The 13495-nt window shown below is 65.5% G+C and carries 10 protein-coding genes; 8 read left to right on the plus strand and 2 right to left on the minus strand.

The features are described from left to right. Positions 1–8: 8 nt before the first annotated feature. Together GWK63_RS12755 and secA are read right to left on the minus strand one after the other, a co-directional pair. Positions 9–758 (minus strand): YebC/PmpR family DNA-binding transcriptional regulator, encoded by a 750-nt coding sequence (locus GWK63_RS12755; RefSeq protein WP_007397732.1) that lies wholly within the window; start codon positions 756–758, stop codon positions 9–11. 60 nt (positions 759–818) lie between these two features. After that, a complete protein-coding gene (secA, locus tag GWK63_RS12760) occupies positions 819–3560 on the minus strand; it encodes a preprotein translocase subunit SecA (RefSeq protein ID WP_110581072.1) in 2742 nt (913 codons plus the stop codon). 282 nt (positions 3561–3842) lie between these two features. Here secA and GWK63_RS12765 point away from each other — a divergent pair, with 282 nt between their 5' ends. The 8 genes from GWK63_RS12765 (at position 3843) to GWK63_RS12800 (ending at position 13492) form a co-directional block, all read left to right on the plus strand. Then, positions 3843–4718: a peptidylprolyl isomerase gene (locus tag GWK63_RS12765; RefSeq protein ID WP_083824402.1), complete on the plus strand. Its 876-nt coding sequence runs from the start codon at positions 3843–3845 to the stop codon at positions 4716–4718. 95 nt (positions 4719–4813) lie between these two features. After that, positions 4814–6049: a bifunctional glutamate N-acetyltransferase/amino-acid acetyltransferase ArgJ gene (gene argJ / locus GWK63_RS12770; protein ID WP_007397728.1), complete on the plus strand. Its 1236-nt coding sequence runs from the start codon at positions 4814–4816 to the stop codon at positions 6047–6049. 109 nt (positions 6050–6158) lie between these two features. Then, a complete protein-coding gene (locus tag GWK63_RS12775; RefSeq protein WP_007397727.1) occupies positions 6159–6752 on the plus strand; it encodes an RDD family protein in 594 nt (197 codons plus the stop codon). Between the two features lie 201 nt (positions 6753–6953). Next, positions 6954–9518: a mechanosensitive ion channel domain-containing protein gene (locus GWK63_RS12780; protein ID WP_172459730.1), complete on the plus strand. Its 2565-nt coding sequence runs from the start codon at positions 6954–6956 to the stop codon at positions 9516–9518. Then, positions 9511–10245 carry a 2OG-Fe dioxygenase family protein gene (locus tag GWK63_RS12785; protein ID WP_007397725.1) on the plus strand — a complete coding sequence of 245 codons (735 nt, stop codon included), beginning with the start codon at positions 9511–9513 and terminating at the stop codon, positions 10243–10245. Before GWK63_RS12780 ends, GWK63_RS12785 begins: the two co-directional genes overlap by 8 nt. Beyond that, positions 10242–11312: a hypothetical protein gene (locus GWK63_RS12790; protein WP_007397724.1), complete on the plus strand. Its 1071-nt coding sequence runs from the start codon at positions 10242–10244 to the stop codon at positions 11310–11312. Before GWK63_RS12785 ends, GWK63_RS12790 begins: the two co-directional genes overlap by 4 nt. A gap of 219 nt (positions 11313–11531) precedes the next feature. Next, positions 11532–12668: an ABC transporter permease gene (locus tag GWK63_RS12795; protein WP_172459731.1), complete on the plus strand. Its 1137-nt coding sequence runs from the start codon at positions 11532–11534 to the stop codon at positions 12666–12668. Between the two features lie 5 nt (positions 12669–12673). After that, positions 12674–13492, plus strand: coding sequence for an ABC transporter ATP-binding protein (locus tag GWK63_RS12800; RefSeq protein ID WP_007397721.1), 819 nt, complete (start codon positions 12674–12676; stop codon positions 13490–13492). Positions 13493–13495: the final 3 nt, after the last annotated feature.

Below are 13495 nucleotides of genomic sequence, written 5' to 3' on the forward strand. Positions count from 1 at the left end.
AGGCCCGCTCAGGCCGAAAGCTTTTCGGCCACGTCGTCCGGCAGATCGAAATTGGCGTACACGGCCTGCACGTCGTCATGGTCCTCCAGCGTGTCGATCAGCTTGAACACGCTGCGCGCCTTGTCCTCGTCCAGTTCCACCGTGTTGCCCGGCCGCCAGTCCAGCTTGGCCGAAGCGGGTTCGCCAAAGCGGGTTTCCAGCGCGTCGCGCACGGCAAAGAACGATTCGACCGGACAGGTCACCTCGTGCATGCCGTCCACGGTCTCGACATTCTCGGCCCCGGCCTCAAGCCCCGCCTCGATCAGGTCGTCCTCGCTCGCCGCATCCAGCGGATAGGTGATCACGCCCAGACGGGTGAACATGAAGGAGACCGAGTTCGTCTCCCCCAGCGAGCCGCCATGCTTGGAGAACGCGGCACGCACGTCGGATGCCGTGCGGTTGCGGTTGTCGGTCAGCCCCTCCACGATCACGGCCACACCGGCGGGGCCGTAGCCTTCGTACCGGACTTCCATGTAGTCGTCACCGCCACCGGCACCCGATGCCTTCTTGATCGCGCGCTCGACCGTATCCTTGGGCATGTTGACTTCACGCGCGGCCGAAATGGCCGCGCGCAGGCGCGGGTTCATGGCCGGGTCCGGCATGCCTTCGCGCGCGGCCACGGTAATTTCACGAATGACCTTGGCAAACTGCTTGGCCCGCTTGGCGTCCTGCGCGCCCTTGCGGTGCATGATGTTCTTGAACTGGGAATGACCCGCCATCGTTCGTCCCTGAATCCTGTCTTGTTTCTTGTTCCTGCCTGTCCGCCACGGGCGGTCCGGTCAGACCAGCCGCCCGTGGCAGTGCTTGTATTTCCTGCCCGACCCGCAGGGACAGACCGCATTGCGCGAGACCTCGCCCCAGCTTGACGGATCATCGGGCATGATCGCGGCCCCGCCGATGGGGGTCGCCATGGCCGGGTCCGGCTGGCGGCCCGTGGCATCGGGCATGAGACCGGGGCCCGGCTCGTTTTCCAGCCCCGGCACCTCGGGGTCGGAATGGATTTCGGCCACACCGGCAAACGGGTTGTCGATGGGCGGCGGCGCCATTTCCACCCGCGCCATGGTGGAGGTGACACGCACCCGCAGGTGATCGAGCATGGCGTGGAACAGTTCGAACGCCTCGTGCTTGAACTCGTTCAGCGGGTCCTTCTGGCCATAGGCGCGCAGGCCGATGCCCTGACGCAGCTGGTCCAGCGCCAGCAGGTGTTCCTTCCATACCGCGTCAAAGGTGGTGAGCAGTACCTGCTTTTCAACATAACGCATGACGGAAGGGCCGAAATTGGCGGCCCGGCTGGCCTGTGACTGGGCGGCCGCCTGCTCGATCCGTTCGGTCACGACGCCTGCGTCCACGCCATCTTCCTTCGCCCATTCCGCAATGGGCAGGCTCAGGTTGAGCGTGGTCTGCACGTCCTGCGCCAGTTCATCCTTCAGCCACTGCTCGGGGAAGGATTTCTCGGGGATGCGACGGGTGACCATGTCATGGATCACGTCCTCGCGCATTTCGGTGATGATGGGCGAAAGGTCCTCGGCCGCCATGTATTCCCGGCGCTGGGCATAGACCTCCTTGCGCTGGTCATTCATCACGTCGTCATATTTGAGCGTGTTCTTGCGCATGTCGAAGTTGCGGGCCTCGACCTTCTTCTGCGCGCGCTCCAGGGCCTTGTTGATCCACGGGTGGACAATGGCCTCGCCTTCCTTCAGCCCCAGCTTCTGCAGCATGTTGCCCATGCGGTCGGTGCCGAAGATGCGCATGAGGTCGTCCTCAAGCGAAATGAAGAAGCGCGAATTGCCCGGATCACCCTGCCGCCCGGCACGCCCGCGCAGCTGGTTGTCGATGCGGCGGCTTTCATGGCGTTCGGTGCCGATCACGTACAGGCCACCCGCCTTGCGCACGATATCGTGATCGCGGGCCACCGTCTCGCGCAGTTCCTGTTCGCGCCGGGCGCGCTCTTCAGGGTCCTCGATCCCGGCCAGGCGCTGGTGGATCAGCATGTCCACATTGCCACCCAGCTTGATGTCGGTGCCGCGGCCGGCCATGTTGGTGGCGATCGTGATGGCACCCGGCGCGCCCGCCTGGGCCACGATCTCGGCCTCCAGCTCATGGAAGCGGGCATTGAGCACGTTGTGCTGGATGCCGTTGCGGCGCAGCAGGGAGGACAGGTACTCGCTCTTCTCGATCGAGGTCGTGCCCACCAGAACCGGCTGGCCGGACGTGGCGCTGATCTCCTTGATCAGGGCGGCCACCGCCTCGTATTTCTCGCGCGCGGTCAGGTAGACCTCGTCATCATCGTCCTTGCGGGCGACGGGCAGGTTGGTCGGGATCTCGATGACTTCGAGCTTGTAGATATCGGCGAACTCGTCCGCCTCGGTCATGGCCGTGCCGGTCATGCCCGACAGGCGGGGATACATGCGGAAATAGTTCTGGAAGGTGATGGAGGCCAGGGTCTGGTTTTCCTGCTGGACCTCGACATGTTCCTTGGCCTCCAACGCCTGGTGCAGGCCGTCGGAATAGCGGCGGCCCTCCATCATGCGGCCGGTGAACTCGTCGATGATGATCACCTTGCCACCGCGCACGATGTAGTCCACGTCGCGCGTGAACAGCGTATGGGCGCGCAGCGACTGCTGGACGTGATGGATCACCGCCACGTTCTGGCTGTCGTACAGGCCGCCGTCATGCAGCACGCCCGCGCCGCGCAGCAGGTCCTCCACCTGCTCGGCACCCTTTTCCGTCAGGATGACGGAGCGGAATTTTTCGTCCTTTTCATACGCTTCCGGGTCCGCCACCAGGGCGACCATCACCTCGTCCACCGCGCGGTACAGGCTGGAACTGTCCTCGGCCGGGCCGGAGATGATGAGCGGGGTGCGCGCCTCGTCGATCAGGATCGAATCGACTTCATCGACAATGGCGTGGTGGAAGGGACGCTGGACCATGTCCTCCACGCGGTACTTCATGTTGTCGCGCAGGTAGTCGAAGCCGAATTCGTTGTTGGTGCCGTAGGTTATATCGGCCCGGTAGGCGGCGCGGCGCTCATCCTCGGGCATGTTGGGCACGACCACGCCCACGCTCAGGCCAAGGAAGGCGTAAAGCCTGCCCATCTGCTCGGCATCGCGGCTGGCCAGGTAGTCGTTCACGGTCACCACATGCACGCCCTGCCCCGCCAGCGCGCTGAGATAGACGGCAAGCGTGGCGACAAGGGTCTTGCCCTCACCGGTGCGCATTTCCGCAATCTTGCCATCATGCAGGACCATGCCGCCAATCAGCTGCACATCGAAATGGCGCATGCCCAGCACGCGCCTTGCCGCCTCGCGGCAGACGGCAAAGGCTTCGGGCAGCAGGGCATCCAGCGTTTCGCCCTTTGCCAGGCGGGCACGGAATTCGGGCGTCCTGGCGGCAAGGGCGGCGTCATCCAGCGCCTGGATCTGCGGCTCCAGCGCGTTGATCGCGGGTACGCGCCGCTGATAGGATTTCAGTGCCCGGTCATTGGCGGTTCCGAACAGGGCGCGGGCAATACTGGCGAACATGAAGACCTTCCCGGAATGACAGTCCCGCCCGCCCGCGACGGACCGGCGGGCGCGGAGGCAGGCTTGGCGGATAAAATTCTCGCGCGGAACCATGAGATAGGACCCACGCCGCCACGGGTCAACCGATGGACAGCAGGGCCACGAAAGAAGCGGGGGAAGCCGCCATCTGACATCCGGGCCTTGCAGGCCGGGCCGCCCTTCGCCATGATGCCCGCCGAACGCGTTCATAACTAGGGTTTTTTGCACATGCGGACTATCAGTCCGGCAAAGGCTGTCGCAACGATGGCCCTGCTTGCTTCCTCCTTCATTATTCCTCCCGCACTCGCAGCTGGCCCCGCGCCTGTGGCGGCCAAGCCGGCCGCTGCCGGCACGGCGGACCAGAATCCGGTGCTGGCCAGCGTGAACGGGCAGGACATCCGCCTCAATGACGTGCGCCAGGCCATGGCCAGCATGCCCGAGCAGCTGCGCAAGCTGCCCGACAACATCATCGTGCCGATCCTGCTCAACCAGCTGGTTGACCAGCGCGCCATCCAGATCGCCGCCGCCAAGGCCGGGCTGGACAAGCAGCCCGACGTGCAGCAGCAGATGCAGCAGGCCGCGCAGAACGCGCTGCAGAATGCCTACCTGTCCGCCCAGGTGGCCCCCACGCTGACGGATGAGGCCGTAAAGACCTATTACGACCAGAATTACGCCAACAAGCCCGGCGCGGAGGAAGTCCACGCCCGCCACATCCTGGTCAAGAGCGAGGCGGAAGCCAACGACATCATCAAGCAGCTCAAGGCTGGTGCCGATTTCGGCCAGCTGGCCACCAAGCTGTCCACCGATCCCGGTTCGGCCAAGCAGAATGGCGGCGACCTGGGCTGGTTCAAGAAGGGTGACATGCTGCCCACCTTCTGGGATGCGGCATCGGCCATGCAGCCCAACAGCTTCAGCCAGACCCCGGTACACACCCAGTACGGCTGGCATGTGATCCAGGTGCTGGGCAAGCGCACCGCCCCCACCCCCACGCTTGACGCCATGCGCGACCAGATCCGCCAGAAGCTGATCCAGGAAGGCGTGCAGAAGGCCGTGAGCAACGCCCTGTCACAGGTCAAGGTTGTCCGCTTCGGCCCCGATGGCAAGCCGCTGCCCGAAACCCAGCCGGGTGCCGCCCACTGATCCGGGCCGCCGCCGGGTCAGCCCCACGGGTTGCCCGGCGGCATTGTTTTCCCCGCCTGCCCTGCCGCCGCCTTACCACAGGATCGTGACCGACCATGGCCAATGCCCTGCCCGTCTCCCCCCTTTCCCGGCCCCTGCCCGAACTGCCGCCGCTGGCGGGCGTGCGCTTTGGCGCGACCGAAGCCGGCATCCGCTACAGGGGGCGCACTGACCTGGTCATGGCGGAATTCGCGCCGGGCACGACGGTGGCGGGTGTCTATACCCGCAGCAAATGCCCCGGCGCGCCGGTGGACTGGTGCCGTGCCGCCATGGCCGATGGCCGGGCGCGCGCGCTGGTGGTCAATGCGGGCAACGCCAATGTCTTTACCGGCCGCGCTGGCTTTGAGGCAACGCAGGCCAACGCGGCCGATGCCGCCCGCCTGGTGGGCTGCGCGGCCAGCGAGGTGTTCCTCGCCTCCACCGGCGTGATTGGCGAGGTCCTGCCCTACAGAAAGATCTCGGTGGCCCTGCCGGGGCTGTACGCCACCCTGTCCGAGCATGGGTGGGCCGATGCCGCGCGTGGCATCATGACCACGGACACCTTTCCCAAGGCCGCGACCCGCGTCGCGCGCATCGGGGCGACCACCGTGCGCATCCAGGGCATTGCCAAGGGCAGCGGCATGATCGCACCCGACATGGCCACCATGCTTGCCTTTGTCGCAACCGACGCGAAGCTGCCCGCCAGCGTGATCCAGGCGCTGCTGGATGATGGCGTCAGGCGCAGCTTCAACTGCATCACGGTGGATTCCGACACCTCCACGTCCGACATGCTGCTGCTGTTCGCAACCGGCCAGGCGGGCAATGCCGAAGTGACGCGGGCGGACGCACCGGAACTGGCGGAATTCCGCACCGCCCTCGATTCCCTGCTGCTGGAGCTGGCGCTGCTGGTCATCCGCGACGGGGAGGGCGTGACCAAGATGATGCACATTACCGTCACCGGCGCCGTGTCCGACCAGTCCGCCCACAACATCGCCATGGCCGTTGCCAATTCGCCGCTGGTCAAGACCGCCGTCGCGGGGGAAGACGCCAACTGGGGCCGCGTGGTCATGGCGGTGGGCAAATGTGGTGAACCCGCCAACCGTGACACGCTTTCGGTCAGCATCGGGGGCACCTGCATCGCGCAGAACGGCACGGTGGTGCCCGATTATGACGAAACCCCCGTTGTCGCCCACATGAGGGGCCGGGAAATCGAGATCGCGATCGATATCGGCCTAGCCAACGGCACCGCCCAGGCCTGGGGCTGTGACCTGACGCACGGCTATATCAACATCAACGGCGCCTACCGCAGCTAGTCGGCACGGGGCCACCGGCGGGCCCCGCGTTTTTTGCTGTTCCGTTCCGGCTGGAGCAATGGCATTGCTGTGCTGTTGAATCCATGCCAGCCAGACAGGAACGCCCTGCATGACGAACCCGTTTTTCCGACCCGAGCCAAACCCGCAGGCCATCTGGACCTATGCCGGGTTCTGGATGCGGGTCGTGGCCTACCTGATCGATTCCATCGTGCTGTGGGGGGTGCTGGCCCTGCTCGGGCTGCTGCTTGTGCCGCCCAGCCTTTCGGTCACGATCTTTGATCCGCAATCGACGGGGGGCAGCGGGGGGGATTACCGCATCTCCTATATCCACCCCGTCGATTACACCATCGCCTCCACCACGCCCCACATGCACTGGAATGGCAATGGCGTGTTCGAGATCCTTTCCCTGCTCATCCCCGCCGCCTATTACATCCTGTGCGAAGCATCCCGCGCGCAGGCCACGCCGGGCAAGCTGCTGTGCGGCATGCGGGTGACCGACCTGTATGGCAACCGCATTACCGTGGCCCGCGCCATGGGACGGTATTTTGGCAAATATCTTTCCCTGTTCATTCTGGGCATCGGCTTCCTCATGGTCCTGTGGACCCAGCGCAAGCAGGCCCTGCACGACATCCTGGCGGGCACATGCGTGATCCGCCGCCAGCCGCGCGCCCCGGCCCCCCAGCCGCCGCCCCAGTGGGGCTGACGTGACAAAAAAGGCCCTTGATGAATGCAACCCTGCCGTCTTTTGTAATCTTTTACCCTGATATTGCATGATATTGCATATTCCCCGGCCACGTCAGGACAGCCCCCCGCAGGACTGCGCGCGGGCGTTTTGCCGCAGCCATGGGGGGAGCCCGGACACACCACCCGGGCATCGCGCCATTTAAAGGAGGTGAACATCGGCATGTCGGCCCATTCCATGACTACCGCCCAACCCGTCCCCACACAGGGTGGACGGACCGGCATCGTACGCATACTGGCAGCCTTCATGCTTGTGCTCCTGCCCTGGATCGCGCCCGCGCATGCGGCGGATGCGACACCCGCCCAGGCCACGGGCCAGGTCATCACCGCCCAGCAGGCCCAGCAGGTCCTGTCCGTCCTGAACGACCCGCAGAAGCGTGAGGAATTCACCCGCACGCTCGATGCCATAGCCAGGGGCCTGCCCGCGCAGCAGATTGCCCCGGCACCGGCCCCTGCACCCGCTGCCGCCAAGAAACCGGCCGCCACCGCCGATGTGGAACTGGAACCGGACAGCATCAGCAGTGAAACCATGAACGAACTGACCCATATGCGCGATCTTGCGCTGCGGCAGGGCGAAAACTTCATGGCGCTGTTCAAGGACCTGGCCTTTGTGGGGCGCTGGGTCCACTCCATGCTGGCCAATACCGATTCGCGCCAGATCCTGCTTGATGCGCTGACACGCGCCAGCCTGATCTTCATCCTTGCCCTTGTGGCCGAGCGCGGGCTGTCGATTGCCATGCGCAAGCCACTGGCCGGTGTCACCGCGCGCGCGGTGGCGACCGAGGCCCGGCTGAACCGCCGCATCATCAATGAGGAACACGAAGACGACCAGCCCGCGCCGCCGCCCGCTTCCTCGGCCGATGCCGCGGCGGAACAGCAGACCGAACAGGCCCGCCAGCAGGATGACCGCCACAAGCACGAGACACTGCGCATCATCACGCGCATTCCCTATTCGCTGCTGCATTTCCTGATCAAGCTGCTGCCGGTGGCCCTGTTCTTCGGGCTGGGTTATGGCGGTTCCGTGCTGCTGACCTCCACCCACCAGGCGGAGATGGTCACGATCACGCTGACCAATGCCTATGTGATCGCCCGTGTGATCTACCTGCTGCTCGAGACGGTGTTCGTGCCGCATTCCCCCACCATCCGCCTGTGCAGCGCATCGGATGCGACGGCGCGCATGGTCACGCGGTGGTGGAACTTCCTGGTGGCGGCACCCTCCATCGTGGTGTGCCTGTCCACGCTGGGCGGCGTGTTCGCCATGCCCGCGCGCGGGACGGAAGCCATCATCCGCGCCGTGGTGCTGATCGAGCATGTCCTGATCGCGATCTTCATCTGGCGCATCCGCCACCATGTGGGCGCGGCGCTGCAGCCCTCAACACGGTTGCAGCAGAAGCCGTTCTGGATGTTCGTGGGCAAGATGGTCCGCTTCTGGTGGATTCCGGCCATGTTCTTCGACCTGGCGCTGTGGCTGGTCTGGGCCACCCAGATCCGTGGCGGCTATGCATGGATCCTGCGCACGCTGTCCCTGACCATCGTGGTCATCCTGGGCGCGCGCCTGCTGTCGGTGCTGGCGTTCAGCCTGCAGAACAGGCTTTTCCATGTGCCCGAAGCCACGGAAAAGCGCTATCCCGGCCTGCAGGGACGGGTGGACTACTATTACCCGATCGCGCGCCGGACACTGTCCGTGCTGCTGACATTCGTCACGATCGTGCTGCTGGCCCAGTCCTGGGGGCTGCCGGCGATCCGGTTCTTCGTGCATGGCTCGCTCGGCCCCAAGATCGTGGGCGCGATGCTGACGATCATGATCGCCTACACCATCGCGATCGTGGTGTGGGAAGTGGCCAACGCCATCCTGCAGAACCAGATCTCGCGCTTCGAGACATCGGAACAGGCCTCCCGCGCCACCCGCCTGCGCACGGTGCTGCCGATCATCCGCACGGTGCTGCTGACCTTCATCATCATCATCGTCACGGTGACGACACTGTCGCAGATCGGCATCAACGTGGCCCCGCTGCTGACCGGTGCGGGCATCATGGGTGCGGCCATCGCCTTCGGTTCGCAAAGCCTGGTGAAGGACTTCATCACCGGCTTCTTCATGCTGGTGGAAAACGCGATGCAGGTGGGTGACTGGGTCACGGCGGGCAGCGTTGCCGGCACGGTGGAGCACCTGTCCATCCGTACCCTGCGGCTGCGCGCGATCAACGGGGACCTGCACATCATCCCCTTCTCCTCCGTCACCTCGATCGCCAATACGTCGCGCGACTACAACCTTGTGGTGGTCAGCTTCATGCTGGACCTGACGGAAGACCCGCACCGTGTGGCGGCCATCCTGAAGGATGAACTCTCGACCATGCGCAGGGACCCCGTGTTCGGCCCGCTGATCAAGTCGGATTTCTCCTATCTGGGCGTGGAGCAGGCCGATGGCAACGGCGCCAAGTTCCTTGGCTCCATCCGCACGGCGGCAGGTGCGAAATGGAAGGTCTACCGTGAATATTACAGCCGCCTGAGCGCGCGCATGGTGCGCGAGCAGGTGAAGTTCCCGATCCCGACCTCCCTCAACCTGCTGGCCAATGGCCCGACGGGCACGCTGCGCATGAACATGGAGGAAAACCCCGGTGCCATCATGGCGGCCCACGCCGCGCAGCCCGCTGAGGCCGCTCCCGCCCCGAAGGCAGGCAACGGACAGGCGGATGCCCCGGCCGGGGGAGATGCCCCCACCCATGACTGACGGGACGCCGATGCTGCCGGGGCGGCTGGAAGCCTCCCTGCGCAGGGATGGCTTTGCCTTCGTGCCACGGGGGGAAATGCTGCCCCTGCTGGAGCAGTACGGCCTGCGCGACTGGGCCAGTTTTGCAGGCAGCTGGAACCGGCTGGGGCTGGACCGCTACATGGCCGATGGCGGGCGCTACCGCCGCCGCCGCCATGCCACCTTCGCCATCAGCGCGCGGGGCATCCAGCGCAAGAAGCACCAGCCCCATTACCAGAGCCGGGACTACAATGAACTCAATGGCGGGATCGAACGCTGGTTCCGCGCCGTTGAACCCGAGATGGGGGAACACCCGGCGCTACGCGCCATCCTGCGGCTCATGCACCGGATCGTGACCGACATGAGCGATCCGGCCCATGTCCCGGACGTATGGCATACCGAAGTCCACCAGTTCCGTATCGAGGCGCTGGACAGCACGCCGGGCCAGCCCACCCCCGAAGGGCTGCACCGCGATGGCGTGGACTGGGTGATGGTGGTCATGGTCCGGCGCGAGAACGTGATGTCCGGCGAGACCACGATCCATGACCTGCAGCGCACCATGGTCGGTGGTTTCATGCTTGACCAGCCGCTGGATACGGCGGTGGTCAATGACAACCGTGTCTATCACGGGGTTACGGCGGTGCGGCCGCTCGACCCCACGCGGCCAGCCTATCGTGACGTACTGGTCGTGACCTTCCGCCACCAATGAATGACACCGTCCCGCCGGGGCGGCGGCCCGGGGCATGGCGGCATTTCTGTGCCTGCGCCCTGGCCACCATGCTGGTGGCGGGATGCGGCCTCTACCTGTTCATCGTGACGGTGGACCCGTGGAACGTCCTGCCGTTTTCTCCCCCGCTTGCGCGCATACCCGTTACGTCAAACGCCCGCTACACCATGCCCGCCCTGGCACGGGACCCGCAGTTCGATTCCGTGGTGCTGGGCACGTCCACCAGCAGGCTGATGCAGCCCGCCCTGCTGGACCGGGCACTGGGGGGGCATTTCCTCAGCATGGCCATGAACAGTGCAAGCCCGTGGGAACAGGGGCGCGTGCTTGATGCCTTCCTGCGCAGCCATCCCGCTCCGCGCACCGTCATGATCGGGGTGGATGCCGCATGGTGCCATGAACGCCCCGGCAGCCTGACATCCCCCAACCGCCCCTGGCCGGAATGGATGTACGGCCACCCCGCCTGGCAGGGCTACCTGCACATGGCCAGCCTGTACGCGCTACAGGAAGCCGCCAACGAATTCCTATGGATGACCGGGCACAAGGCCCAGCGCTTCGGCACCGACGGCTATGCCAGTTTCGTTCCGCCGGACGGCACGTACGACCCTGCCCGCGTACAGGCCGCCTTCGCGCACTGGGCGCCGCCCGACAACACACAGGCCCCGCCGGGCATGGCGCAGACACCCCCCGCCAGCATGCGCCTTCTGGCCACCATGCTGGCCCGCCTGCCCGCCGGCACGCTGAAGATCCTGTGGTTCCCGCCCGCTTCCGCCACCCTGCACGGCATGACGGGCAGCATTGCCGCGGCCCGCCTGCAGGCCTGCAGGCTGGGGGTGGCGGCACTGGCCGCCCGTACCCCCGATGCCATCGCCCTTGACTTCAACCATGACAGCGCGCTGACCACGGAGCGGAACAATTTCTGGGACCCGCTGCACTACCGCATTCCCGTCGCCCACCGGCTGGTCGCCGCCATCGCCGCGGCCCTGCATGGCACCCCCCCGGCCGATCCGGCGCTGGACATCCTGTACCGCCCCGTGCCACCGGCAGGGTAAAAACCGCCCGGCGGGTCCAAAGCCATGCGCTGCCATCGCGGAGCCTCCCCGGCGGCGGGGCTTGTGCGGGGCGGGTCATCTGGTATGGAAAACAGGACACCGTGAAATACCCGCCCGGTACAGGCACGCCGCAGGCATGGGGCCAGGGTACGGAATCGTCTTGTGCAGGCCACCCCGCGACCGGGCGGCCAGATTGCGGCACTGAGGTTGGAGAGGCTGGTGAATACGTCCGTCAATGGTGCGCCACAATGGCATCTGCAGCCCGAGGCGAACCGGACCCTTGTTACCCTGTCGGGTAACTGGATCGCGCAGGAAGGACGCATTCCCGCCTTTCCCGAAACCGGCCTGAAGGACGTGCCACGGGGGGCCGCGCTGGAATTCGATACCGGGCGGCTTGGCCGGTGGGATACATCGCTGATCAGCTTCCTGTGGGAACTCAAGCGCAGCGCGCGTGAGGCGCATGTGGATGTCCACATCGACACCCTGCCGGAATCGGCGCACAAGCTGCTTGACCTGCTGCCCGAAATCCCGCCGGAACCCGCCCCCCCCACGCCGCACCATTTCGCCCCGGTGGCGGCGGTGGGGCAGTTCACGCTCGATACACTCAACGAGATCGGCTGCGTAAGCGAAATGGGCGCCGCCGCCGCGCGCGGGGGCATTGCCGCCCTGGTGGGGCGGGGGATGATGCGGACCGTCGATCTCATGTCCGATCTTGCCGCCGCCGGGCCTGCGGCGCTGCTGATCGTGGGCGTGGTGAACTTTCTGGTCGGCGCGATCCTGGCCTTTGTCGGCTCGGTGGAACTGCACAAATTCGCAGCCGACATCTATGTCGCAAGCCTTGTGGCCATTGCCATGGTGCGTGAGATGTCGGCCGTCATGACCGCCATCATCATGGCGGGCCGCACGGGTGGCGCCTATGCCGCGCGCATTTCCACCATGCAGGCGAATGAGGAAATCGACGCGCTTCAGGTCTTCGGCATTCCCGTCGCCAGCTACCTGATCCTGCCTTCGGTGCTGGCGCTGGGCTTCACCATGCCGCTGCTCTACCTGTACGGCTGCCTGATCGGCATGCTGGGGGGCTTTGTCGTCTCGTTCATCATGCTGCATGTCTCGCCGCTGGGCTATTTCCATGAAACGCTCCAGGCCCTGCCGCTGGACCAGTTCACCTTCGGCTTCATCAAGAGCCTGGTGTTCGGCACGTTCGTGGGGCTGACAAGCTGCCGGATCGGGCTGAAGGCGGGACGCAGCGCCGCCGATGTGGGCATTGCCGCGACCAAGGCCGTGGTGGTGGGCATTGTGGGCGTGATCGCGCTGGACGCGGTCTTTGCGGTTATCGCCAACGTGATCGGGATCTGACCGCCATGAACGACCTTCATAACCAGATGCCCTCCGCCCCCGATGATACCCGCCCGGTCATGATTTCGGTCAACGGCGTGACACTGGCCTTCGGCCCCAAGGTGATCCAGCACGACGTGTCCTTTGAGGTGAAGCGCGGCAGCATCTTCGCCGTGATGGGGGGATCGGGCTGCGGCAAGAGCACCCTGCTCAAGAGCATGATCGGCCTGCTGCGCCCCACACAGGGCCGCTACCTGGTGGGGCAGGACAATTACTGGGCGGGTGACGACGCAAGCCGCGTGCATATCGGCCGGCGCTTTGGCGTGCTGTTCCAGAGCGGGGCGCTGTGGAGTTCCATGACCGTGGGCGAGAACGTGGCCCTGCCCATGCAGATGTTCACCAGGCTGGAGCCACCCGTCATCCGCCAGATGGTGGAACTCAAGCTGGGGCTGGTGGGCATGCTGCATGCCATTGACCAGTATCCCTCCGAACTCAGCGGCGGCATGCGCAAGCGCGCGGGGCTGGCGCGCGCCATGTCGCTGGACCCTGACATCCTGTTCTTTGATGAACCCTCGGCCGGGCTGGACCCGATCACCTCGGCCCGGCTGGATGAACTGATCCTGAACCTGCGCGACGGGCTGGGGGCCACGATCATCATCGTCAGCCACGAACTGTCCAGCCTGTTCCATATTGCCGATGACGGCATATTCCTTGATGCCGGGCAGAAGACCGCCATCGCCCACGGTTCCCCCGTATGGCTGCGCGACCACTGCACCGACCCCGTGGTCCATGCCTTCATGCACCGTGAACAGCTGGACAGTTCCAGCCCCCACGGAGACGGGTAAGCC

It is taken from the genome of Komagataeibacter rhaeticus (assembly GCF_011611525.1).
Classification (GTDB): domain Bacteria; phylum Pseudomonadota; class Alphaproteobacteria; order Acetobacterales; family Acetobacteraceae; genus Komagataeibacter; species Komagataeibacter rhaeticus.

Coding starts and splice junctions, on each gene's coding strand:
- secA (WP_110581072.1), bottom strand. CDS start 3,560: ATGTTCGCCAGTATTGCCCGCGCCCTGTTCGGAACCGCCAATGACCGG.
- GWK63_RS12785 (WP_007397725.1), top strand. CDS start 9,511: ATGACTGACGGGACGCCGATGCTGCCGGGGCGGCTGGAAGCCTCCCTG.
- GWK63_RS12775 (WP_007397727.1), top strand. CDS start 6,159: ATGACGAACCCGTTTTTCCGACCCGAGCCAAACCCGCAGGCCATCTGG.
- GWK63_RS12765 (WP_083824402.1), top strand. CDS start 3,843: ATGGCCCTGCTTGCTTCCTCCTTCATTATTCCTCCCGCACTCGCAGCT.
- argJ (WP_007397728.1), top strand. CDS start 4,814: ATGGCCAATGCCCTGCCCGTCTCCCCCCTTTCCCGGCCCCTGCCCGAA.
- GWK63_RS12800 (WP_007397721.1), top strand. CDS start 12,674: ATGAACGACCTTCATAACCAGATGCCCTCCGCCCCCGATGATACCCGC.
- GWK63_RS12790 (WP_007397724.1), top strand. CDS start 10,242: ATGAATGACACCGTCCCGCCGGGGCGGCGGCCCGGGGCATGGCGGCAT.
- GWK63_RS12780 (WP_172459730.1), top strand. CDS start 6,954: ATGTCGGCCCATTCCATGACTACCGCCCAACCCGTCCCCACACAGGGT.
- GWK63_RS12755 (WP_007397732.1), bottom strand. CDS start 758: ATGGCGGGTCATTCCCAGTTCAAGAACATCATGCACCGCAAGGGCGCG.